22 protein-coding genes are annotated in these 21441 nt (G+C 67.7%); 2 read left to right on the forward strand and 20 right to left on the reverse strand.

Translation table 11 applies throughout. The annotated features are described in order from the left end of the window. The 6 genes from ACF8ME_RS26515 to ACF8ME_RS26540 form a co-directional block, all read right to left on the reverse strand. Positions 1-1254 carry an MFS transporter gene (locus ACF8ME_RS26515; RefSeq protein ID WP_392418956.1) on the reverse strand — a complete coding sequence of 418 codons (1254 nt, stop codon included), beginning with the start codon at positions 1252-1254 and terminating at the stop codon, positions 1-3. Between the two features lie 84 nt (positions 1255-1338). Next, entirely contained in the window at positions 1339-1776 is a 438-nt protein-coding gene (gene aroQ / locus ACF8ME_RS26520) for a type II 3-dehydroquinate dehydratase (protein WP_016451445.1), read from the reverse strand. Positions 1777-1832: 56 nt separating this feature from the next. Next, positions 1833-2891 carry a Gfo/Idh/MocA family protein gene (locus tag ACF8ME_RS26525; RefSeq protein ID WP_392418958.1) on the reverse strand — a complete coding sequence of 353 codons (1059 nt, stop codon included), beginning with the start codon at positions 2889-2891 and terminating at the stop codon, positions 1833-1835. A 10-nt stretch (positions 2892-2901) separates the two neighbouring features. Then, a complete protein-coding gene (locus ACF8ME_RS26530) occupies positions 2902-4053 on the reverse strand; it encodes a porin (RefSeq protein WP_063325663.1) in 1152 nt (383 codons plus the stop codon). 91 nt (positions 4054-4144) lie between these two features. Next, complete coding sequence (locus ACF8ME_RS26535; protein WP_099751514.1) at positions 4145-4978, reverse strand: shikimate dehydrogenase; 834 nt, start codon at positions 4976-4978, stop codon at positions 4145-4147. 48 nt (positions 4979-5026) lie between these two features. Next, entirely contained in the window at positions 5027-6421 is a 1395-nt protein-coding gene (locus ACF8ME_RS26540) for an MFS transporter (RefSeq protein WP_099751513.1), read from the reverse strand. Positions 6422-6617: 196 nt separating this feature from the next. Between ACF8ME_RS26540 and ACF8ME_RS26545 the strand changes: the two genes are divergently transcribed. Both ACF8ME_RS26545 and ACF8ME_RS26550 read left to right on the forward strand, forming a co-directional pair. Then, positions 6618-7388 carry an IclR family transcriptional regulator C-terminal domain-containing protein gene (locus ACF8ME_RS26545; protein WP_012206241.1) on the forward strand — a complete coding sequence of 257 codons (771 nt, stop codon included), beginning with the start codon at positions 6618-6620 and terminating at the stop codon, positions 7386-7388. Positions 7389-7405: 17 nt separating this feature from the next. Further along, a complete protein-coding gene (locus ACF8ME_RS26550; RefSeq protein WP_392418959.1) occupies positions 7406-7843 on the forward strand; it encodes a DUF4440 domain-containing protein in 438 nt (145 codons plus the stop codon). 16 nt (positions 7844-7859) lie between these two features. On the opposite strand, the gene ACF8ME_RS26555 is transcribed toward ACF8ME_RS26550, so the two are convergent. The 14 genes from ACF8ME_RS26555 to ACF8ME_RS26620 form a co-directional block, all read right to left on the reverse strand. Continuing rightward, positions 7860-8885 (reverse strand): aldo/keto reductase, encoded by a 1026-nt coding sequence (locus tag ACF8ME_RS26555; protein WP_392418961.1) that lies wholly within the window; start codon positions 8883-8885, stop codon positions 7860-7862. Between the two features lie 72 nt (positions 8886-8957). Then, positions 8958-9854 (reverse strand): sugar phosphate isomerase/epimerase, encoded by an 897-nt coding sequence (locus ACF8ME_RS26560; RefSeq protein ID WP_065346192.1) that lies wholly within the window; start codon positions 9852-9854, stop codon positions 8958-8960. 65 nt (positions 9855-9919) lie between these two features. Then, entirely contained in the window at positions 9920-10804 is an 885-nt protein-coding gene (locus ACF8ME_RS26565; protein ID WP_012206245.1) for a 4-hydroxyphenylpyruvate dioxygenase, read from the reverse strand. Between the two features lie 51 nt (positions 10805-10855). Next, positions 10856-11815 (reverse strand): Gfo/Idh/MocA family oxidoreductase, encoded by a 960-nt coding sequence (locus ACF8ME_RS26570; RefSeq protein WP_197943729.1) that lies wholly within the window; start codon positions 11813-11815, stop codon positions 10856-10858. A gap of 82 nt (positions 11816-11897) precedes the next feature. Next, positions 11898-12767: a class III extradiol dioxygenase subunit beta gene (locus tag ACF8ME_RS26575; RefSeq protein WP_392418963.1), complete on the reverse strand. Its 870-nt coding sequence runs from the start codon at positions 12765-12767 to the stop codon at positions 11898-11900. A 1-nt stretch (position 12768) separates the two neighbouring features. Next, a complete protein-coding gene (gene ligA, locus ACF8ME_RS26580; protein WP_012206248.1) occupies positions 12769-13227 on the reverse strand; it encodes a protocatechuate 4,5-dioxygenase subunit alpha in 459 nt (152 codons plus the stop codon). Positions 13228-13275: 48 nt separating this feature from the next. Beyond that, on the reverse strand, positions 13276-14193 hold the full coding sequence (locus ACF8ME_RS26585; protein WP_123693905.1) for an amidohydrolase family protein: 918 nt from the start codon (positions 14191-14193) through the stop codon (positions 13276-13278). Positions 14194-14206: 13 nt separating this feature from the next. Beyond that, on the reverse strand, positions 14207-14890 hold the full coding sequence (ligK, locus tag ACF8ME_RS26590; protein WP_071956256.1) for a 4-carboxy-4-hydroxy-2-oxoadipate aldolase/oxaloacetate decarboxylase: 684 nt from the start codon (positions 14888-14890) through the stop codon (positions 14207-14209). A 33-nt stretch (positions 14891-14923) separates the two neighbouring features. Next, positions 14924-15952, reverse strand: a complete 1029-nt coding sequence (locus tag ACF8ME_RS26595; protein WP_034395662.1) for an amidohydrolase family protein — start codon at positions 15950-15952, stop codon at positions 14924-14926. Positions 15953-16001: 49 nt separating this feature from the next. Next, the gene (locus ACF8ME_RS26600) at positions 16002-17384 is read right to left on the reverse strand and encodes an MFS transporter (RefSeq protein WP_392418965.1); all 1383 of its coding nucleotides are present in this window, start codon (positions 17382-17384) and stop codon (positions 16002-16004) included. Positions 17385-17485: 101 nt separating this feature from the next. After that, the gene (locus ACF8ME_RS26605) at positions 17486-18610 is read right to left on the reverse strand and encodes a 4-oxalomesaconate tautomerase (RefSeq protein WP_392418967.1); all 1125 of its coding nucleotides are present in this window, start codon (positions 18608-18610) and stop codon (positions 17486-17488) included. A gap of 180 nt (positions 18611-18790) precedes the next feature. Beyond that, positions 18791-19309: a hypothetical protein gene (locus tag ACF8ME_RS26610; protein WP_392418968.1), complete on the reverse strand. Its 519-nt coding sequence runs from the start codon at positions 19307-19309 to the stop codon at positions 18791-18793. A gap of 183 nt (positions 19310-19492) precedes the next feature. Beyond that, complete coding sequence (locus tag ACF8ME_RS26615) at positions 19493-20494, reverse strand: tripartite tricarboxylate transporter substrate binding protein (RefSeq protein ID WP_046240818.1); 1002 nt, start codon at positions 20492-20494, stop codon at positions 19493-19495. Beyond that, positions 20491-21363: an amidohydrolase gene (locus ACF8ME_RS26620; RefSeq protein ID WP_047219546.1), complete on the reverse strand. Its 873-nt coding sequence runs from the start codon at positions 21361-21363 to the stop codon at positions 20491-20493. Before ACF8ME_RS26620 ends, ACF8ME_RS26615 begins: the two co-directional genes overlap by 4 nt. Positions 21364-21441: the final 78 nt, after the last annotated feature.

The raw sequence follows: 21441 nt of genomic DNA on the forward strand, positions 1-21441 counted from the left end.
TCATGACCGGGGCTGAACCCTTTGCGCTGACCGCACCCGGTACAGCCACGGCAGCCAGACAAAGGCGATGAGGACCAGCACAACGCCTGCCAGCGCCATGGGCAGCACCATCGGCCAGGCACCGTGGCGCATCGTCGGATCGACAAATTGCGCCGCCAGCTGGCCGGCGCAGAAGGCCACGCACATGATCGCGAAGCCCGAACACGACACGGCCCGCCCGGCCAGTTGCGGCGGCAGGCCACCCACCGCGCCCGCCTGGCCGCAAGGCTGGTGCAGGCCATGGCCCAACGCATACACCGCGTGCCCCAGCAGCAGTGGAAAGGGCGAGGTCGGCGCCAGCGCGCAGCCGGCGATCTGGATGCACGGCCCCAGCAGACTGAGCGAAGCGCCCAGCTGCACCGTGCGCACCGGCCCGTGGCGCGACAGCAGGCGCCGGCACCATGTGATGCCGAGGATGTAGACCAGCGAGCCGCCCGCTGGAATCCAGCCGTAGAGCACGGGCGACAGGCCGAACAGGTCGACGTACACCATCGGCGACAGCAGCAAAAAGCAGAAGATGCCGCCGTAGGTGGCTGCGGCCAGCGCCGTCCAGGCGCAAAAGCCGGGGTCGGCGATCACCTGGCGCACACCGCCAGCGGATACGGATACGGGTACGGATGCGAGGACCGGGGCAGACTCCGCCGGCGCTTGCCGCGTCTCGCTGAAAGTGCGCCAGCACAGTGCCAGCAAAGCCAGCGAGTAGACGCCCATCGCCACCAGCACCCAGCGCCAGCCGGTGGCCTGGACTCCCCATGCACCGGCAATCGGCGCCACCAGGGCCACCAGCCCCAGGCCTGTGAGGCCGCGGGCCATGATGCGCGGCCCTTCATGGGCCGGATACAGGTCGCGCACCGCAGCCCGTGCGCACACCAGGATGGCCGCCATGGCCGCGCCCTGCATGGCGCGCCAGGCCACCAGTGCGTCCGCGCTGCCCGCCAGCGCACAGCCTGCCGCCGCTGCCGTGTAGCAGGCCAGACCCGTCAGCAGAACCGGCCGGCGCCCGAAGCGGTCGGCCAGCGGCCCGCACACCAGCTGGGCGACACCGAACGCCAGCATGAACACGGTCAGGCTGCTGCTGGCCGAGCCCAGGTCGCGCGCGATCTCGGGCAACGCCGGCAGATAGCCATCGGTGGCGACCGGCTGCGCGGCCAGCAGCAGCGGCAGCAGCAGGAGGAAGGAAACGGAGCGGCGCGGGCCGGGATCGGCGAAGTTCATCTCAATGAAGCCTGGTCACTGCATGCAGCGCGTCGAGCGAGGGAGTTCGAAGGACGATACATGGCCAGTTGCGCGCCATGCATCCTATGCGACGGCGGACAGCACGGCCCGCAGGCCCAGCAGATAGCTGTCCGCGCCGAAGCCGCAGATCTGGCCCCGGGCGATGTCGGCAAACACCGAGTGGTGGCGAAAGGGCTCGCGCGCATGGATGTTGCTCATGTGGATCTCCACCACGGGCACGGTGAGCATGGCCAGCGCGTCGCGGATGCCGTAGCTGTAGTGCGTCCAGGCGCCGGCGTTGATGAGCACGCCATCGACGCCGTCCCGAAAGCCCTGGTGGATGCGATCGCACATGGCGCCTTCGCAATTGGTCTGGAAGCTGTCCACCTCGCAGCCCAGCTGGCTGCCCAGGCTGCGCAGCGAGGCGTCGATCTCGGCCAGCGTGACCGTGCCGTATTGGGCAGGGTCGCGCTGGCCGAACATGTTGTGGTTGATGCCGTGCAGCATCAGGATCTTTTTCATGGAGGCTCCGTGGCTTGATGTCATGGATGGAGGATGGCGCGCCGGTGGTGCCCGGGTCACGCCGTGGTGTCGATGGCGGCGCCCATGCGGGCAGCCTCTGCAATGGCCTCGGTGATCTGCAGGTTGCGCAGGCCGTCGTGCACGCTGACCAGTGGCTGTGCCAGGCCGCGCGCCACCTGCGCGAAATGCGCCATCTGGCGCACCAGCGGGTCTTCGCGCTCCACGGCGGCCACATCCAGGTCGAAGGGCTCATTCCAGGAGCGCTGGCCGGCCGATGCATAGGTCTTCAGCCGCATGCTCGGTATGGCCAGCGAGCCGAAGGTGCCCGCCACCAGGTAGCAGTCTTCGTCCTCATAGCCGGCATAGGCCTTGTTCTCCTGCGAGGTCTGCTCCCAGCTGCGCGCGCTGGCGGCCGTGTCCGAAAGCACAAAGCTGCCCAGCGCACCGCTGGCAAAGCGCAGATTGATGGCCACCGTGTCTTCCACGGCAAAACCGCGCGTGGCATGCGAGGCAAAGGCCTGCACGGCCACGATGTCGCCGCACAGCATGCGCAGGTTGTGGACCTCGTGGATCATGTTGAGCAGGATGGGTCCGCCCCCGGCCTCGCGGCGCCAGGGGCCTTCCTCGAAATAGGCGTCCGGCTTGTAGAACAGGGCCGCGCCGGTCACGGCCACCAGGCGGCCCAGCCGCCCCTGGGCAATGAGGGCCGCGGCCCGCGCCATGATCGGGCTGTGGGCGCGGTGGTGGCCCACCAGCACGCGGGCGCCGCTGCGCTCGGCCAGCGCGGCCAGGCGCTGTGCCTCGGCCACGGTGGAGGTGACGGGCTTTTCCAGCAGGATGGGCAGGCGCGCATGCATGCACTGCGCCGCCTGCGGGGCATGCAGGCGGTTGGGCGTGGCCAGCACCACGGCGTCGGGCCGGTCATGGGCGATCAGCTCGCCCAGGTCGCGCCACAGCGGCACTCCGGCCCTTTGGGCAAGCTCCCGGGCTGCGGGCGCCGGGTCCACGATGGCGGACAGGCGGCAGTCCGCCTGGGCCCCGATGGCGGCGATATGCGCCTGGCCGATCGCGCCGGCGCCGGCCACGGCAATGCGAAGCGGGTGCAGCTGTGCCATGGCATGCCCCTCAGAAGCGGTGCAGCACGCCCAGCTGCACGCCCTTGATGGTGCGGCCGTTGACGTCGTCGGCCGATGTGAAGTTGGGCTTCATGCCGCCCGAGGCCGCCAGCCGGAAGCCCGCATTGCGGTCGTTCTTCAACTGCTCGGCCACCGCGTAGAGCATGGTGCGCTTGGACAGGTCGTAGTAGGCCGCGACCGCGCCGCCCGATGCGCCGCGCCCGCTGTCCGAGCCATCCTGTATGCGGCCCCACAGTGCGCCCACGCGCAGCTGCGGCGTCACGCGGTAGTCGGCCGACAGTTGCCAGACGCGGTAGAAGCGGCGCACATCGGCATTCGTGCCCGCCACCAGCCCGCCCACATTGCCCAGCACCGTGCCCGTGTTGTTGCCCGCCGAGCCTGCCGTGCTGTTGTTGGACCGCACAAAGGCCAGCTGGACCTTGCCCTTGCCGTAGTCGTAGTTGGCGTAGAGGTTGTCGTAGCGGACCGCGTCGGTATAGGCCGCGTTCTGCGGCGCACGCGCATACAGGCCTGCATAGCCGACGCGGTAGGGGCCGTTCAGGTAGTCCAGGCCCAGTTGGTAGATGGCCTGGCGCGCTGGAGCACCGGTCTCGGCCATGGCGTAGTGGGCCTCGAACAGGAAGCCGGCCATGCGCGGCGAGGTGTAGGAGATGTCGTTGTCGAAGCGCGAGGGCACGCCGAAGTTGTTGACCATCGATCCCAACGTGCGCGAGGTGAAGTCGATGTAGTCGCCGCGCCCGAAGATCACGGTGTTCTGCCGGCCCAGTCGCACCTCGCCCCAGCCGCCGCCCAGGCCCACCCAGCTTTGGCGGTCGAAGCCGCGCGTGCTGTCGGCCTGCGTGCCGTTGTCGGCGTTGATGCCCATCTCCAGCTGGAACTTCGCGTACAGGCCACCACCCAGGTCTTCCTGCCCGCGAAAGCCCAGGCGGCTGCGCAGCAGGGCACCGTCCTCCAGCGTGGTCATGGATGCGCCCGAGCTGCTGCGCATGTGGTTGATGTACTGGTCCACGCTGCCGTAGATGGTGACCGAGGACTGGGCCTGGGCGCCCGCTCCCCAGGCGCCCAGCACGGCGGTCAGGGCCAGGATGCGAAGGGCCCCGCGCTGCGGCACTCGCGGTGTCTGGTGCATTTGCTGTTGCATGGTCTTGTCTCCTTCTCTGTGAAAAATGCTTTTTCGGGCGTGGCTGCGCCCTGCCCTGGACGCATTCAGGGCCGGTTGTCTGTCGGCTGGATCAGTAGGAGATGTGGGCGGTGGCGCGCAGCTCGTCGGGCGTGGCGCTGCCGAAGCCGAAGAATTCGAGGTAGGCGGGAATCATCTCGAACAGCATGTCCGTGCCCACCTGGAAGTCGCAGCCCTTGTCGCGCACGGCGCGCAGCAGGGGCGTGAACTCGGACTTCATCACCACCTCGCCCACAAAGGTGGTGGGCGCGATGCGCTGCACATCGAAAGGCAGCGGGTCATCGGCCTTCATGCCCAGCGGCGTGGCGTTGACGACCACGTCAAAGCCCTGCGGGTCCCTGGAGCCCGTGCCCACCTTCATCCTCGGGTAGTAGGCAGCGAGCCGCCCTGCCAGGGCCTGCGCGCTCTCATCCCGCGTGTCGAACAGCATCAGCTCGCCCACGCCGGCTGCCGCCAGCGAGGCGGCAATCGCCGACCCTACGCCACCCGCGCCGGAAATCAGCACCCGCGCGCCCTGCAGCTGCCGGCCCTTGCGCAGCACGCCGCGCACAAAGCCCGCGCCGTCGAACTGGTCGCCCAGCAGCGAGCCGTCCTCGCGCCGCAGCACGGCATTGCAGGCGCCTGCAATGTGCACGGCGGGCGTGACCTCGTGCACCAGGTCCACCACGGACACCTTGTGCGGCATGGTGATCAGCGCGCCGCGCAGGTTGGTGAAACGCATGATGGCCGCGAAGTCCGGCGCGAAATGCGCCGCCTTCACGCCCATGGGCACGACGCAGGCGTCTATGCCACGGCCGTCGAACCACGGGTTGTAGATCATGGGCGACTTGAAGGTCTCGGTCGGGTCGCCGATGTGCGCGATGAGGGTGGTTTTTCCGGAAATCATTCCCTGGGCTTTCGGATGCTTGGGTTGGCGGAATGTGGCGTGTGCAATTCAGCGGCCGGACTGGGCCAGGGCCTGGGTGCGCAGGCGCTCGTACTCGGCGGCGTCCACAGGCTGCGCACCGGCCTCGCCCAGATCCTCCATGCGCACGCGGTACGTCTCGCGGGCGCTCCAGGCGGCCAGGGCTGCCACCACGGTGATGCCGAAAGCGATCAGCCCCACCGTCAGCCAGATGTTCTGGGATCCCGGAGGCGCCACGGCCGTGAACAGCGCGGGCAGCATGGCGGTGATGGCCGTGCCCACGTTCTGCGAGATGGCCATGGCCGAGACGCGTGTGCGGGTCGGGAACAGCTCGGGGTAGAAGCTGGGGAACACCGCGTTGTAGCCCTGGTAGACCACGCCCCACATCAGGATGGACATGGCGAAGGCCAGCGGCATGTTGCGCGTGCTGATGGCGTAGAGGTAGCCGATGGCCAGCAGCCCGGACAGCAGCGCGCCGAAGATGATGGGCGGGCGCCGGCCGATGCGGTCGGACAGGTTGCCCACCATGGGAATCACCAGCACCGCGACGATGTTGCCCACCACGGGAATCCACAGGTACATGTCCTTGGCGAAGCCGATGCCGTAGGCGGGCTGCACCGCATAGGCGGCACCGAAGATGGTGGCCACCACGGGGATCACGTTCATCAGCGCCATGCAGACCACGCGCAGCATGTCGGGCGAATGGTGGCGGAAGGCCTCGACCACGGGCGAACGCGGACGCGCCTCGCTGCGGCCTGCGGCGGTGAAGGCCGGGGTCTCGTTGACCTCGCGGCGGATGATCCAGCCCGCGATGATGACCACGAAGCTCAGGATGAAGGGAATGCGCCAGCCCCAGCTGTTGAACTGCTCGGTGGGCATGTAGTGCGCCAGCGGCAGGAACACGGCCGCTGCCAGGATCTGGCCGGCCTGCACGCCCTGCAGCGTGAAGCTGGCGAAAAAGCCGCGCCGCCCGAACGGGGCATGCTCCAGGATCATCGAGCTGGCGCCCGAGATCTCGCCGGCCACCGCAAAGCCCTGGATCAGCCGCATCAGCACCAGCAGCGCCGGTGCCCACAGGCCGACCTGGTCATAGGTGGGCAGCAGCCCCACGGCGATGGTGGAAAAGCCCATCAGGAACATGCACCACACCAGCACCTGCTTGCGCCCGTGCGTATCGCCCAGGTGGCCAAGCACGAAGGCGCCGATGGGCCGCGCCACATAGCCCACGCCATAGGTGGCCAGCGAGGCGATGATGGCAATCGCCGGATCACCCTGCGGAAAGAAGATCTGCGGAAAGATCAGCGCCGCAGCCGTGGCGTAGATGAAGAAATCGTAGTACTCCAGGGCCGAGCCTATCCAGCCGCTGGTTGCGGCCTTCCTGGGTTGGTGCTGCGTTGACTGCGTATGTACCGGTGTTGCGCTCATGTGTTATCTCCTCCAGGCAAAAGATCCCCGCTGCGGCAAGTGATGGATGCTTGCGGCCAGGCCAGCGGGATGTAAAAAATGTAGTTCCCGCCTATGAATCTGCCCAAGCCAATTTCCAGGGGCATGTGCGCTGATCGCACCGCGCTGTTCGATAATCGCACGCACCCAGGGTTAATACGGAAAAATCAAAACCGTCATGACAACACCTTCCACCCTCGCCCAGCGCGACTGGATTGCCGGACTGGAACGCGGCGTATCGATCATCGAAGCCTTTGACGACGCCCACCCGCGCATGACGGCGGCCGAGGCCGGCCAGCGCACGGGCATGACGCGCACCGCCGCGCGGCGCTATCTGCTGACGCTGCAGCACATGGGCTACGTGGCGGGGGACGGCAAGCTGTTCTGGCTCACGCCGCGCGTGCTGCGGCTGGGGCAGTCGTACCTGGAGTCGGCGCGGCTGCCGCGCATCGTCCAGCCGTTCCTGCAGCGCGTGGCGGCCGGCACCCATGAAACCGCCTACCTGGCGGTGCTGGACGACGACGAGGTGGTCTACATCGCACGCAACGGCCCCAACCGCAACATGAACACCGGCTACGTGCTGGGCGCGCGCGTGCCGGCCCAGGTCACGGCGGCCGGCATGCTGATGCTGTCCATGCGCAGCGACGCCGAGCTGGAGCACTGGCTGGACAACCGCGCGCTGACGGTCTTCACCTCGCACACCATCACCTGCCCCGCCGAAATGCGCCGCGAGCTGGCCCTGATCCGCACCCAGGACTGGGCGCTGTGCGAGCAGCAGCTGAACCTGGACTCGCGCGGCATTGCCGTGCCGCTGCGTGACCGCCACGGCGCGCTGGCCGGCGCCCTCAACATCACCATGCCCATGGGCCGCGAGACCGGCAAGGACGCCGTGGCGCGCGTGCTGCCCATGCTGCGCGAGACGGCGCAGGCCATGCGGGATCTGATCTGATGGTGAACAACATGGCCATGGCGCAACTTCCTGACCTGGACACGCATGGCGGCGACGACCATCTGCTGCAGCATCTGCAGGCACTGGAAGTGCGGCTGCACGATCCGCAGGTGCGCGCGGACGCAGGCCAGCTGCAGGCGCTGCTGCATGAAGACTTTCTGGAATTCGGCCGCTCGGGCGGCGTGCACGACCGGGCCGCCACCGTGGACGGCCTGGCGGCCGCCTTGCCAGCAGGGGTCCCTGCCCGGCTGGTGTCAGGCGGCTTTGCGCTGGCGCGCCTGGGACCGGACAGCGCGCTGCTGACCTACCGCTCGGCCAGCGTGGCCGAGGATGGAACGGCCGGCCGGCATACGCTGCGCTCCTCGGTCTGGCTGCGCACGGCCCGGGGCTGGCAGATGCGCTTCCACCAGGGCACGCCCACGGCGCCATTCGACCTGGCCGCATCCATGCCATGAGCGGCCTGCGGCGTGTTCAGACCATCTCGAACGCGTACTTTTCCGTGTCCACCTCGCGTTGCGAGGCCACGGCATAGCGGTCGCCCTGGATGCGCTCGGGCTTGAAGAGGTCGTCCAGTTCGGCCAGCAGGGCAGCGTCCAGGCGCACGGCGCCGCCGCGCAGGTCTTCGTGCAGATGGTCCACGCTGGTGGTGCCCGGCAGGGCAATCACATGCTCGCCCTGGTGCAGCACCCAGGCGATGGCCAGCTCGGCCAGCGTGCAGTCGGCGCGCTCGGCAATGGACTGCATGGGCGCGAGCAGCTGCAGGTTCTTCGCATAGGCCTCGGGCGCGAAGCGCGGCATGGCGGCGCGGATATCGCCCTTGACCAGGCCCTCGACCTCCTGGAGCTTGCCGGTGAGGAAGGCGCGGCCCAGCGGGCTGAAAGCCACGTAGGCAATGCCCAGTTCCTTGCAGGCCTGCAGCGTGCCCAGTTCGGCATTGCGCGACCACAGCGAATACTCGCTTTGCAGCGCGGCGATGGGGAAGGTGGCATGGGCGCGGCGCAGCGCGTCGGCGCCGATCTCGGACAGGCCCAGGGCGCGCACCTTGCCCTCTTCCACCAGGCGCGACATCTCGCCCACCGATTCCTCGATGGGCACGCGGCGGTCCCAGCGGTGCAGGTAGTAGAGATCGATGACATCGGTGCCCAGGCGCTGCAGGCTGTCTTCGCAATTGCGGCGCAGGGTCTTGGGGTGGCCGTCGATCACGCGGCGCACCACGCCGTCGTCGCCACGCACGCCGGCCATGCCACATTTGCTGGCCAGGGTGATGTGGTTGCGGTGGGACTTGAGCACGGGGCCGACCAGGGATTCGTTGGCGCCGAAGCCATACAGCGCCGCCGTGTCGAACAGCGTGACACCGGCGTCCAGCGCCGCATGCAGCACGGCCTTGCCCTGCTCGGGCGACGGCGGATGGCCATAGGCGTGGCTGAGGTTCATGCAGCCCAGGCCGACGGCGCTGACGGAGAAGGGACCCAGGTGGCGAGTGGACAGGTTGGTCATGGTTTTCTCACAGGGAAAAGAAGCAAGGGAGCGGCCAGCGCTCCCTTGCAATGTCGAAGGCTCATTTTGCCGTCAAACCGACGTGCCCCTCACGCCCGTGCGCGCCCAGGCCGGCAGCGGCACGGGCCGGTGCAGCACGTCGTCGTTGAGCCACAGGGCGCTGCGGCGCGCACGCTCGGCCACGGTGTCCAGGGGCAGTTGCTGGTAGTCGTCGTTGAAGACCTCGAAGCTGTAGTCGCCCCGGTAGCCCAGGCGGTCCAGGCGCAGCACCAGGTCGGCCAGGCGCTCGCTGTGCACGCCCTCGCCCGGGAACACGCGGAAGGTGCGCGCCGTGGCCATGCGCTCTTCGAAGGTGGGCGCGTCATGCCACATGAAGTCGGACAGCTGCACCAGGAAGATCTTGTCGCGGTCGATCAGCTCCAGCGCGTCCAGCGGCGTCTTGGCAGCCAGGATGTGGAAGGAGTCCAGCCCGATGCCCAGGTTGGACGTGTCGGCACGGCAGACCACGTCCCAGCTGGTGGTGAACTCATTGACGGAGCGGCCCCAGGACAGACCCTCGTAGGCGATCTTCACGCCCAGCGGAATGCCCAGCATGGCCAGCTTGCGCAGGTCGCGCGCAATCACGTCGAGATCGCCCGTGGCATGGCGCGAAGTGGACGAGCAGGCCAGCAGCACGGGGCTGCCGATCTCGGCGCACATCTCCAGCATGGATTTGGCGATGTCCACCTTGTAGTGGTGCAGGTGGTCGGACAGGCCCTCGAAGTCGCGCAGCACCTGAAAGCCCGTGGGCCGCAGGCCGCTGGCGCGCACGGCCGCCGCTGCCGCCTTGACGCCGCCCGGATGGCCGGCCAGGTCGCGCGCACTGAGCATGACCTGGGTGAAGCCCGCGCGCCGGATGGCGTCGAGCTTGGCCTCCAGCGAGCCATTCAGAGTGATGGTGTCCATGCCATAGCTGTCCAGCAAGCCCATGTTGCCCTCCAGGATCGTTGTGTGTATCGGCGGTTGAATCGGACGGCGGCGCGCCAGGCTTTGCGCTAGGCGTCGCGGTGCACCAGCTCGAACACCACGGTGCCCATGGCGTTGCGCGTGAGCGCACCGCGGTCATCGGGGTGCAGACGGCTCGATTCCACGAACTCCACGCCGCGCTGGCGCAGCGCCTGCACGGCGCCAGGCACGTCGGTGGTGCCCAGGCCGATGCGCTGCAGGCGCTCGGGCATGTCGTCCCACTCCAGGCCCGGATCGGGCTCGATGAGCTGCCACAGGAAGCGCTTGCAGGGGCTGCGCATGAGCTTGCCCTTGGGCAGGATGCCGAAGCGCTGCGCGTCGGGCAGCAAGTGGAAGTCGAACATGCGTTCGAAGTAGGTGATCCAGTCGGCGCTGCGGCCACGCCCTATGTACTGGACCACGCCGAAATAGCCCAGGCCGGCCAGCGCCGGTGGATGGGGATCGGCCCCGGCGATGGGCTTGAAATCGATGTCATAGATGGAGAACTCCTGCCATCGATCGACAAAGTAGAAGCGGCTGCCACCCGGGCCGTGGATGGCCGGGATGTGCAGCTCCATCGCCTGGGCCTGGCTGGGCGCCGCCCAGGCTCCCAGTTCGATGCAGCGCGTATGCGCCTGCAGGGCATCCTGCACGCGCAGCGCCACGGCCGAGATGACGGGCTGCCCGTCCGAGGCGGCATTGGCCAGCGCATCGGCAGCGCCCGCATTGACCACCAGGTTCATGTCCCCTTGCCGGTACAGCGTCACCTCGCGCGAGCGGTGCCGCGCCACGGGGCGAAAACCCAGCCCCTCCAGCACCTGGCCCAGGGCCTGGGGCTGGCTGGTCGTGTACTCGATGAACTCTATGCCGTCGATCCCGAGGCGATTGGACGCCTCGGGCACGTCTTCCCGGCTGCTGGAGGAGGAATCGGTCATTGCGGTACTCCGGATGGAAACATGGTGCGCTGCGATGGCTCGCCGGGCGGTTCAGGCCTGCAGTTGCAGCTCTAGATCATGGAGGACCTGATAGCAGGGCAGCACCTGGGCCACGCTGGAATTGGGCTCGCGGCCTTCGCGGATGGCGGCGAAGAACTCGCGGTCCTGCAGCTCGATGCCGTTCATGGAGACATCAACCTTGGAAACGTCGATCTTCTCCTCCTTGCCGTTGACCAGATCGTCATAGCGCGCGATGTAGGTGCCGGTGTCGCCGATGTAGCGGAAGAAGGTGCCCAGCGGGCCGTCGTTGTTGAACGACAGGCTCAGCGTGCAGATGGCGCCGTTGGCTGCCTTGAGCTGGATGCTCATGTCCATGGCAATGCCCAGTTCCGGATGGATGGGGCCTTGCACGGCGTTGGCCTTCACGATGGGGCTGCCGGCCTGGTAGGCGAACAGGTCCACGGTGTGGGCAGCGTGGTGCCACAGCAGGTGATCGGTCCAGCTGCGGGCTTGGCCCAGCGCGTTCATGTTGGTGCGGCGGAAGAAGTAGGTCTGCACATCCATCTGCTGGATGTTGAACTCGCCGGCCGCGATCTTCTTGTGCACCCACTGGTGGCTGGGGTTGAAGCGGCGCGTGTGGCCACACATGGCCACCAGGCCGGTCTGCTTTTGCAGATCGGCCACGGCCTGGGCGTCCTTGAGGCTGTCGGCCAGCGGGATCTCCACCTGCACATGCTTGCCGGCCTTCAGGCATTCGATGGCCTGGGCGGCATGCATCTGCGTGGGCGTGCACAGAATGACGGCGTCCACCTCGGGCAGGGCCAGGCTGTCGGCCAGCTCGGTGGTCACATGCTTGATGCCGTACTTGTCGGCCACTTCCTGGGTCTTGGCCAGCTCGCGGCCCACCAGGGAGACGACTTCAACGCCGTCGATGTTCTTGATGCCGTCCAGGTGCTTGATGCCGAAGGCACCGGCGCCCGCCAGGGCGACTTTGATGGTCTTGTTGCTCATATGAGTCTCCGTAGAGCCGCCTCAAGGAGGCGAAGGCCCCCTCGGGGGGCAGTGAATACACGCAGTGATGAACGTGGGGGCCTCAGCCGTTCTCCAGGATGAGATGTCCCACGGCCGTATTGGACGCGGGCACATGGTAGAAGCGGTGGTTGACCTTGGGCAGCGGCGCGGGGCCATCCACATCGGCCATGGCGCCGCGCGCGATCAGCCACATCACCAGCTCGATGCCTTCGGAGCCAGCCTCGCGCACGTAGTCGATATGCGGCATCTTCGCCAGGCCGGCCGGGTTCTCGATCAGCAGGTCCAGGAAGCGGATGTCCCACTCCTTGTTGATCAGGCCCGCACGCGCGCCCTGCAGCTGGTGGCTCATGCCGCCCGTGCCCCAGATCTGCACGTTCAGGTCTTCGTCGAAGCTTTCCACGGCGCGGCGGATGGCACGGCCCAGGTTGAAGCAGCGCTGGCCCGACGGCACGGGGTACTGCACCACGTTGACGGCAAACGGAATCACCGGGCAGGGCCAGGCGCCCGTGCGCGCGTCCTGCTCGCCGCACATCAGCGACAGCGGCACGGTCAGGCCGTGGTCCACGTCCATCTTGTTGACGATGGTCAGGTCGAAGTCCTGCTGGATCACCGACTGCGCGATGTGGCTGGCCAGCTCCGGATGGCCGACGACCTTGGGCACGGGGCGAGGGCCCCAGCCTTCGTCGGCGGGCTGGTATTCGGCGGCCGTGCCGATGGCAAACGTCGGGATGAAGTCCAGGCTGAACGCGGTCGCGTGGTCGTTGTAGACCAGGAAGATCACGTCGGGCTTGTTGTCCTTGAGCCATTGGCGCGAGTGCTCGAAGCCCTTGAACAGCGGCTGCCAATAGGGCTCGTCGGCCTTGCCCAGGTCCATGGCCGCGCCGATGGCGGGCACATGCGAGGTGTAGACGGATGCGGTGATGCGCGCCATGTCAGTTGCCTTCCTTGTTGTTCTTGTCCACGCTGCCGGCCTTGCCCTGCGGCTGGCGGTGGGCCTGGGCATCGCCCTCCTCGCCCACGCGGCGGTTGCCTTCGGCCGAACGGCCTCCGCCCACCATCATGTTGCGGTATTCCTCTTCGGACATGCCGGTCATGGAGCCTGCCATCTGCTGGAAGCTCTTGCCGTCCGTGGCGCCGATCTTGGCCAGGAAGTAGATGTTGCCGCCCGTGCGCATGCACCAGTTGAGGTCGCGGGCCAGCACGGCCTGCTTCTGTTCCTCGCTCATGGCCCATTCGTCCAGGTAGGCACGTTCGTCGGCCTTGAAGCGCTCGCGGTTCTCGGCCTTCATCAGCGACATGCAGAACTGGTTGAGCCAGTAGCCTTTGCGGGACTGCTCGGCATCAAAAATGATGGTGCCGGGCACGTCCAGATAGGGTTTGTCCAATGCCATGGATATCTCCTTGAATATGTCCGGCACCCAGGCCGGACATGGTCGCCTTCAGGCTTCTTCGGGCCAGTACAGACGCATGGGATTGTCGACCAGCAGCTTCTTCTGCAGTTCGGCCGTGGGGGCGATGTGCGGGATGAAGTCGACCAGCAGGCCGTCATCGGGCATGTGGTCCTTGAGGTTGGGGTGGGGCCAGTCGGTTCCCCACAGCACGCGGTCGGGGAACTCCTCGACCACGCGGCGGGCAAAGGGCACCACGTCACGGTAGGCATTTTGCTCGCCGTCCAGCGCCTTGGGGCCGGTGACGGACAGGCGCTCTGGGCAGCTGACCTTGCTCCAGACGTTCTGGTGCTCGCGCATGAACCTGAGGAACAGCTCGAACTCAGGGCCGTCCACGGGCTTGTTCACATCGGGGCGGCCCATGTGGTCCACGACCACGGTGGTGGGCAGGCTGGTGAAGAAGTCCCACAGCTCGGGCAGGTCCACGGCCTCGAAGTAGATGACCACGTGCCAGCCGAGCTTGGCGATGCGGCCCGCGATCTCCATCAGCTCGTCCTTGGGCGTGAAGTCCACCAGGCGCTTGACGAAGTTGAAGCGCACGCCGCGCACGCCGGCGGCGTGCAGCTCCTGCAGCTCCTCATCGGTCACGCTGCGGCGCACCGTGGCCACGCCGCGCGCCTTGCCGTTGGCGGCCTTGCAGGCATCGACCATGGCGCGGTTGTCGGCGCCATGGCAGGTGGCCTGCACGATGACGTTGCGCGCAAAGCCCAGGTGGTCGCGCAGCGCGAACAGCTGCTGCTTGCTGGCGTCGCAGGGCGTGTACTTGCGCTCGGGCGCGAAGGGGAATTCATCGCCGGGGCCGAAGACGTGGCAGTGGGCATCCACAGCGCCTGCGGGCACCTGGAACTTGGGCTTGGAGGGGCCGGCGTACCAGTCCAGCCAGCCGGGGGTCTTCTCGAAATTGCTCATGCGCTTCTCCTCCTCAATCGATATAGCGCAAGCCGGCCTTTTCGAGGGGCTCGCGCATCTTGTACATGTCCAGGCCCAGCACGCCGGAAGCCAGCTTGGCGCGCTTCTCGCCCTCGAAGCTTTCGCGCTTTTGCGCGGCTTGCAGCGTGGCGGCGGCCTTGGCGGCGGGCACGCAGACCACGCCATCATCATCGGCCACGATCACGTCGCCGGGCGTGACCCACATGCCTGCGCAGACCACGGGGATGTTGACCGAGCCCAGCGTGGCCTTGATCGTGCCCTTGGAGGAGATGGCGCGGCTCCACACGGGGAAGTTCATTTCCTGCAGCGTCTTCACGTCGCGCACGCCGGCGTCGATGATCAGCGCACGCGCGCCACGCGCCTGGAAGCTCGTGGCCAGCAGGTCGCCGAAGTAGCCGTCCGTGCATTCCGAGGTCACGGCCGCGACCACGATATCGCCGGGCTGGATCTGCTCTGCGGCCACATGCATCATCCAGTTGTCACCGGGCTGCAGCAGCACGGTGACGGCCGTGCCCGAGACCTGCTGGCCCGCATAGATGGGACGCATATAGGGCTTGAGCAGGCCCACGCGGCCCATGGCCTCGTGGACGGTGGCCGAGCCCAGGGCGGCCAGGCCATCGGCGGCCGCGCGGTCGGCGCGCTGGATGTTGCGGTAAACCACACCGAGTTCGTACATGGTGTTCTCCTTGGATCTGTGGTGGCGGCCTGCTTACAGGCCCTTTTGCTTGAGGGCGGCGTCCATGCGCGGGAACACGCGGCGCGCATTGCCTTCGTAGACCTGGTAGCGCTCCTCTTCGGTGAGGTTGGCCGTGGCCTCGATGTAGCGCTTGGTGTCGTCGTAGTAGTGGCCCGTGGTCGGGTCGATGCCGCGCACGGCGCCGATCATCTCGCTGGCGAACAGGATGTTCTTGACCGGGATCACCTTGGTCAACAGATCGATGCCGGGCTGGTGGTAGACGCAGGTGTCGAAGAAGATGTTGTTGAGCAGGTGCTCGTCCAGCAGCGGCTTCTTGAGCTCCTGCGCCAGGCCGCGGAAACGGCCCCAGTGGTAGGGCACGGCGCCGCCGCCATGGGGGATCAGGAACTTGAGCGTGGGGAAGTCCTTGAACAGGTCGCTGGTCAGGCACTGCATGAAGGCCGTGGTGTCGGCATTCAGGTAGTGGGCGCCCGTGGTGTGGAAGCACGCGTTGCAGCTGGTGGAGACGTGGACCATCGCGGGGATGTCGTACTCCACCATCTTTTCGTAGATGGGATACCAGGAGCGGTCCGACAGCGGGGGCGAGGTCCAGTGGCCGCCTGAAGGATCGGGGTTCAGGTTGATGCCCACGTTGCCGTACTGCTCCACGCACTTGACCAGTTCGGGAATGCAGGTGGCGGGGTCCACGCCCGGCGACTGCGGCAGCATGGCGGCCGGGATGAAATGCTCGGGGAACAGCTCGCTGACGCGGAAGCACAGCTCGTTGCAGATGGCGGCCCAGGTGCTCGATGTCTGGAAGTCGCCGATATGGTGGGCCATGAAGCTGGCGCGCGGGCTGAAGATGGTGAGATCGGAGCCGCGCTGCTTCATCAGCTTGAGCTGGTTGGTCTCGATGGTCTCGCGGATCTCGTCGTCGCTGATCTTCAGATCGCTGGCCCTGGGGGCCTTGGACGGGTCCTTGAGGCCTGCGATCTGCAGGTCGCGCCAGGCGCCCAGGGCCGCGGGCGCGGTGGTGTAGTGGCCGTGTACGTCGATGATCATCGGATGGTCTCCTGCGTCTTTATGGGGTGGGAATGTGTCAGTGGAGGGGTCAGTGGAGGGGTGCGGCAGGCGCCGCGCCGCCCTGCGGCTCGGGACTGCTGTACTGCTTGATGATGAGGGCGGCCATGGCGATCACGCCCGGAATGGCCACCACCGCAAAGATCTCGCTGAAACCCAGCTGGCGCGCCGACAGCTCGGCCACCAGGAACGAGCCCGCAATGCCGCCGAAGCGGCCAATGCCCAGCATCCAGGCCACGCCCGTGGCACGGCCCCGCGTGGGGTAGTAGGCGGCGGCCAGCGCCGGCATGGACGATTGCGCGGTGTTCATGATGGTGCCGGCCAGGAAGACGGCCACCACCAGCCAGCCCAGGTGGCCGGCCGTCTGGCCTATCCACCAGATGGAGGCCGCCGTCAGCGCATAGCCGATGGCGATGATGCGGTTGGCATTGAAGCGGTCCATAAGCCAGCCGAACAGCACGGCGCCCACGCCGCCCAGCGGGAACAGCGCGGCCACCAGGGTGCCGGTCTTGGGGTCCAGGCCCGCTTCCTTGAACAGCACGGGCATCCAGTTCATCAGCGCGTAGAAGATGACCAGTCCCATGAAGTAGGCAATCCACAGCATGATCGAACCCACCCGGTACTCGCGCGACAGCACCACGCCCATGCCGCTGGTGGCCTGGGATTCGGGCTGGGGCTTGGACTCGGTCATCACGAAGCGCTGCACGCCCTGCACGGCATCACCGGCAATGCGCGCCAGCACCTTGCGGATACGCTCGGCCGGGTAGTTGTTGGCCACCATGTGGCGCACCGACTCGGGCAGCAGCACGACCAGGGCCACCAGCAGCAGCAGCGGCGCGGCACCGCCCAGGATGAGCACGCTGCGCCAGCCGAAATGCGGAATCATCCAGGCCGCCAGAAAGCCGCCGAAGGCCGCGCCCAGCGGAAAGCCGCAGAACATGGCGTTGGTCAGCGTGGCGCGGCGCGAATCAGGGCAGTACTCGCTCATCAGCGTGACGGCATTGGGCATGGCGGCGCCCAGGCCCAGGCCGGTGACGAAGCGCAGCACGGCCAGCGTCCAGATGTCGGGCGAAAAGCCCGAAGCCAGGCAGGACACGGCAAACACCGCCACCGAACCCACCAGCACGGACTTGCGGCCCAGCCGGTCAGCCAGCGGACCAGAGAACAGGGCGCCTGCGGCCAGGCCGAACAGCGCCGCGCTGAGCACGGGCGCCAGCGCAGGCTTGCTCACGCCCCACTCGCCGATCAGCGAGGGCGCGATGTAGCCGATGGCCGCCGTGTCAAAGCCATCAAGCAGAACGATCAGGAAACACAGTGCAAAGATCACCCACTGGAATCCCGAGAACGGGTGCTCGTTGAGCAGGGTCTGCACATTGACGCCGGTTGCTGCGGCGTCCTTCTGGACGGATGTCATGACTTGTCTCTTCCACTGTCTCTCGGCCTGGCGGATACCGCATCTGCGCGCGCGACCCGCCCCTTGCACTGCAGGGGCCGGCAAGCCCCTGCGCTGTTTCTTCAGTCCTGCCTGCGGCCGTCCCAGACCGAGCGCGGAACCATCACTTCGCCGCGCATCAGCAGGCGCGCCGTGCGCAGCAGGGCCGCCTTGGTCACTACGTCGGGATGGGCCGGGTCGCTGTCCAGCGTGACGCTGAACTCGCCCGTGGGATGCTCCACCGAGACGGTGAGCGGACCCGTGCCCTGCTGCAGCTGTGCCACGCCCTCGCACACGGTGCCCGGCATCTTCACCGCCGTGCCCACGGTGACGGCCGCCAGCACGCCGATGGCGTCATGGCAGACATGGGGGATGAAGCTGCGCGTGGTCAGCGCGCCGCCATGCTGGGGCGGCGCGATCAGCGTCATCTTGGGGTAGTTCTTGGCCGAGACATCGCCCAGGCCCATGGTCTGCGAGATCTGCAGGCGCAGCGCCTCGATGCGGCGCTTGAGGTCGGTGTCGGCGTTGAGCTCGGCCACGGTCTCCTGCCCGGTGGCGCCCACATCGGACGCCTTGAAGATCACCAGCGGCATGCCGTTGTCTATGCAGGTGACGTCAAGCGTGAAGGGCTCGAACCCCTCGCCTGTCACCGTGACCGTGTCCCGGGGCTTGCCCGTGGGCAGCAGGCCAGAGCAGACCGAGCCGGCCGTGTCCAGGAAACTGATTTCGATGGGTGCCGAGCTGCCGGGCGCGCCGTCGATGCGGGCCGAGCCTTCGTACTCCACCTGGCCGCCGGGCGTCTGCACGGTGATGTCGGCCGCCATGCCGGTGTTCAGCGTCAGCACGCGGAAGGTGCTGGTCTCGCCGCGCGAGGAGACCATGCCGGTCTCCAGCGCAAAGGGAACCACGCCGGCCAGCATGTTGCCGCAGTTGGGCGTGGTGTCCACCGTGTCCTTGTCGGGCTGCAGCTGGGCGAAGAGGAATTCGAGGTCGATGCCCTCCTTGTCGGAGAGGCTGACGATGCCGACCTTGCTGGTCAGCGGATGCGCGCCACCCACGCCGTCGATCTGCCGCTTGTCGGGCGAGCCCATGGCCGCGAGCAGCACGCGGTCGCGCGTGGGCAGGTCGGAGGGAAGATCGGTGGCCCGGAAGAAGGGGCCCTTGGAAGTACCGCCCCGCATCAGCAGGCAGGGAATGGCCGTTTGCATGGCTGTCTCTATCAGTATGGGTATGACAGCTATTGTGAGCATGGCGCGGGCCAGGCACCACTGAGCAAGCCCGCTAGCAGCTATAGCAAACCGGCATAGCTCAGTGCCAGGCTTGCGCTGCGGGTTGCGGCGCCCGTGCGCCGCAACTGCTTGATACAACTTATTTTTGTGCGGTGCCGCTCAATCGCGGCCATGGCCCCGGCCGCGATCATGGCCATGCCCGGGGCCACGGTGGTCATCACCACGCCCGCCATGGCGATCGTGGCGGTCGTCACGGTCCCAGCGGCGGTCATCGCGGCGGTGTTCCCATTCGCGGTGGCGGCGCTCCTCGCGCCAGCGCGGATCGGGACGCGGCGGCCCGGCATGCCAGTGCGGCGGCGGGTTGCGCAGGAAGTACACCGGGCGGCCGCAGGCGCCGTAGCGGGCGCAATGCTTGCCCCAGTGCTTGGCGTGGCCCGGGGGCACCCACATGTAGACAGGCGGCGGAGCCATGGGGGCCGGCGCAATGATCACGGGGCGCTGGTACAGCAGCGCTGGCGGCGGCGCGTTGCCGATGTCCACGGTGCCGTAGACGCCCGGAGCCAGCTGGCCCGAGACCGAGCCGCTGATATAGGTCTGCGCCTGGGCCGCAAGGGCCGAGCAGGCCAGCGCAAAGGCGGCCGCGGCGCGCAAGGTGGATCGCAAGGTGAGCATGGCCATGTTCTTTTGAAGGGGTCAAACAGGAAAGGCCCCGTTTCTACCAAGCGCCTGGGGCCGCATGGGCCGTTGCGCCTGAAAAGGTGTAAGAACCCGTTCAAGCCAGCGCCCGTTCCTGCTCAACGCGCCAGGGCTGCCTGCGGTGTACAGCAGACCGCAATGGTCCGCTTTCTGGCCTGCACGCGCTCAGTCCAGCTTGAGCCGGGAATCCTTCACCACCTTCTGCCATTTGGCGATCTCGGCGCGGCGGAATGTCTCCAGCTCGGCCGGCGTGGAGCCTATGGGCTCGGCACCTATGCCAGCGAGCCGCTCCACGATGGCAGGCTCGCGCAGCACCTTGGCCAGCACCGTGGACAGCCGGTTCACGATGGCGGGCGGCGTGCCGGCCGGCGCAAAGATGGCGTTCCACTCGTAGGTCTCGTAGCCGGGCACGCCCGACTCGGCAATGGTCGGCAGCTCGGGGGCGGCCTTGGAGCGCTCCAGCCCGCCCACGGCCACCGCGCGCAGCTTGCCGGTCTTCACGTGCTGCCAGGCCGAGCCCATGCTGGCAAACATCAGCGGCACCTGGCCCGACATCACGTCCATCATGGCCGGGCCGCCGCCCTTGTAGGCCACATGGTGCAGCTGCGTCCTGGCCAGCAGGTTGAACAGCTCGCCCGCCAGGTGCTGGGCCGAGCCCGGGCCTGCCGACGCAAAGTACAGATGCCCGCCCGCCTCGGAGCGGCCGGCCTGGATCAGGTCCTGCACGCTCTTGATGGGGGACGATGGCGCCACCACCAGCACATTGGGCACGCGCAGCAGCAGCGAGACCGGCGCGAAGGCCTTGAGCGTATCGAACTGCATGCGCGCGTGAATGGCGGGATTCTGCGCGTGGTTGGAGGCATCGAGCATCAGCGTGTAGCCGTCGGGCTGGGCCTTGGCCACCTGGGCGCCGCCGATCATGCCGCCTGCCCCGCCCCGGTTCTCGATCACCACGGGCTGGCCCAGCTCGGCAGACAGCCTGGGGCCGATCAGGCGCGCCACCACATCGACGGTGCCGCCCGGCGGATAGGTCACGACCAGGGTGACGGGGCGATCGGGGTAGTTGGCCGCTGCAGCCGCAGCGGCTGGCGCGGCCATGCCGGCAACGGCCGAGATCAGGCCTGCGGCCGCCCACAGGCCGGCGGTGCGTCTGGACAGGGATTTCATGGTGTGTCTCCTTGGGTTTGAATCGGGCTCGGAAATCGGAACAGCTCGACGGCGCTGCGGCCCAGCACGGCCTGCAGCGAGGCGGCATCGTCCAGCGGGTCCAGCCAGTCGTGCATCCAGCGCACGGCCGCCGGATAGCTGGCCTGGCCCGCGTGCTGGGTGTGCGGCCAGTCGCTGCCCCAGAGCAATCGCTCGGCCGCAAAGGCCTGCAGCAACTGCGCGGTGGCCTGCCGGCCCGAGGCGGCGCAGTCGGCAGCCCGCCAGATGCGGTAGGGCGCAGACAGCTTGACCCACACACGGCCGCTGCCGGCCTGTTGCAGCAGATAGCCAAAGCCAGGGTCGCGCACGCCCAGGGCCGGGTCAGGACGCCCGAAGTGGTCGACCACCACGCGGCAGCCGGCCGCCAGCAGGGTGGGCAGCAGGTCAGGCAAGCGCCCGGCCTGCAGGTGCAGCTCCACATGCCAGCCCAGGGTGTTGGCCTGCTCCAGCACGCGGCGCCAACCTGGCGCATTCAGATCAGGCAAAGGCAGGCCGATCAGGTTCAGGCGCATGCCCACCACGCCGGCATCGGCCAGGGCCTGCAGGTGGTCCTCGCCCGTGTTGTCATCGACCACGGCCACGCCGCGCAGGCGCTGCGGCCGGGCGCGCAGGGCCTGGAGCATGTAGCGGTTGTCCGTGCCCAGGAAGCTGGGCTGCACGAGCACGCCATAGGCCAGGCCGTGCGTGTCCAGGTGCTGCAGATACGTGGCCAGGGACGCATCTGCGTCGGGCGCGTAGCGGCGCACATCGGGCATGGGCAGGCCGCGCTCGAAGACATGGGCATGGGTATCGACGCTGGACGCAATGGCGAACCTGGGCAGGGCAGACACGGGGAAAAACTCCTTGCGGGTGGCGCGGCACAGGATGCGGCGCAGGGGGTATGCGGCCGGATTCTAGGAAGAGGGGAT

Source organism: Delftia sp. WSY_7, assembly GCF_043104845.1.
Lineage (GTDB): Bacteria > Pseudomonadota > Gammaproteobacteria > Burkholderiales > Burkholderiaceae_C > Comamonas > Comamonas tsuruhatensis.

Excerpts from the sequence above, each read along its gene's own strand:
- ACF8ME_RS26515 (WP_392418956.1), bottom strand. The coding sequence starts at position 1,254 with ATGAACTTCGCCGATCCCGGCCCGCGCCGCTCCGTTTCCTTCCTCCTG.
- aroQ (WP_016451445.1), bottom strand. The coding sequence starts at position 1,776 with ATGAAAAAGATCCTGATGCTGCACGGCATCAACCACAACATGTTCGGC.
- ACF8ME_RS26525 (WP_392418958.1), bottom strand. The coding sequence starts at position 2,891 with ATGGCACAGCTGCACCCGCTTCGCATTGCCGTGGCCGGCGCCGGCGCG.
- ACF8ME_RS26530 (WP_063325663.1), bottom strand. The coding sequence starts at position 4,053 with ATGCAACAGCAAATGCACCAGACACCGCGAGTGCCGCAGCGCGGGGCC.
- ACF8ME_RS26535 (WP_099751514.1), bottom strand. The coding sequence starts at position 4,978 with ATGATTTCCGGAAAAACCACCCTCATCGCGCACATCGGCGACCCGACC.
- ACF8ME_RS26540 (WP_099751513.1), bottom strand. The coding sequence starts at position 6,421 with ATGAGCGCAACACCGGTACATACGCAGTCAACGCAGCACCAACCCAGG.
- ACF8ME_RS26545 (WP_012206241.1), top strand. The coding sequence starts at position 6,618 with ATGACAACACCTTCCACCCTCGCCCAGCGCGACTGGATTGCCGGACTG.
- ACF8ME_RS26550 (WP_392418959.1), top strand. The coding sequence starts at position 7,406 with ATGGCGCAACTTCCTGACCTGGACACGCATGGCGGCGACGACCATCTG.
- ACF8ME_RS26555 (WP_392418961.1), bottom strand. The coding sequence starts at position 8,885 with ATGACCAACCTGTCCACTCGCCACCTGGGTCCCTTCTCCGTCAGCGCC.
- ACF8ME_RS26560 (WP_065346192.1), bottom strand. The coding sequence starts at position 9,854 with ATGGGCTTGCTGGACAGCTATGGCATGGACACCATCACTCTGAATGGC.
- ACF8ME_RS26565 (WP_012206245.1), bottom strand. The coding sequence starts at position 10,804 with ATGACCGATTCCTCCTCCAGCAGCCGGGAAGACGTGCCCGAGGCGTCC.
- ACF8ME_RS26570 (WP_197943729.1), bottom strand. The coding sequence starts at position 11,815 with ATGAGCAACAAGACCATCAAAGTCGCCCTGGCGGGCGCCGGTGCCTTC.
- ACF8ME_RS26575 (WP_392418963.1), bottom strand. The coding sequence starts at position 12,767 with ATGGCGCGCATCACCGCATCCGTCTACACCTCGCATGTGCCCGCCATC.
- ligA (WP_012206248.1), bottom strand. The coding sequence starts at position 13,227 with ATGGCATTGGACAAACCCTATCTGGACGTGCCCGGCACCATCATTTTT.
- ACF8ME_RS26585 (WP_123693905.1), bottom strand. The coding sequence starts at position 14,193 with ATGAGCAATTTCGAGAAGACCCCCGGCTGGCTGGACTGGTACGCCGGC.
- ligK (WP_071956256.1), bottom strand. The coding sequence starts at position 14,890 with ATGTACGAACTCGGTGTGGTTTACCGCAACATCCAGCGCGCCGACCGC.
- ACF8ME_RS26595 (WP_034395662.1), bottom strand. The coding sequence starts at position 15,952 with ATGATCATCGACGTACACGGCCACTACACCACCGCGCCCGCGGCCCTG.
- ACF8ME_RS26600 (WP_392418965.1), bottom strand. The coding sequence starts at position 17,384 with ATGACATCCGTCCAGAAGGACGCCGCAGCAACCGGCGTCAATGTGCAG.
- ACF8ME_RS26605 (WP_392418967.1), bottom strand. The coding sequence starts at position 18,610 with ATGCAAACGGCCATTCCCTGCCTGCTGATGCGGGGCGGTACTTCCAAG.
- ACF8ME_RS26610 (WP_392418968.1), bottom strand. The coding sequence starts at position 19,309 with ATGGCCATGCTCACCTTGCGATCCACCTTGCGCGCCGCGGCCGCCTTT.
- ACF8ME_RS26615 (WP_046240818.1), bottom strand. The coding sequence starts at position 20,494 with ATGAAATCCCTGTCCAGACGCACCGCCGGCCTGTGGGCGGCCGCAGGC.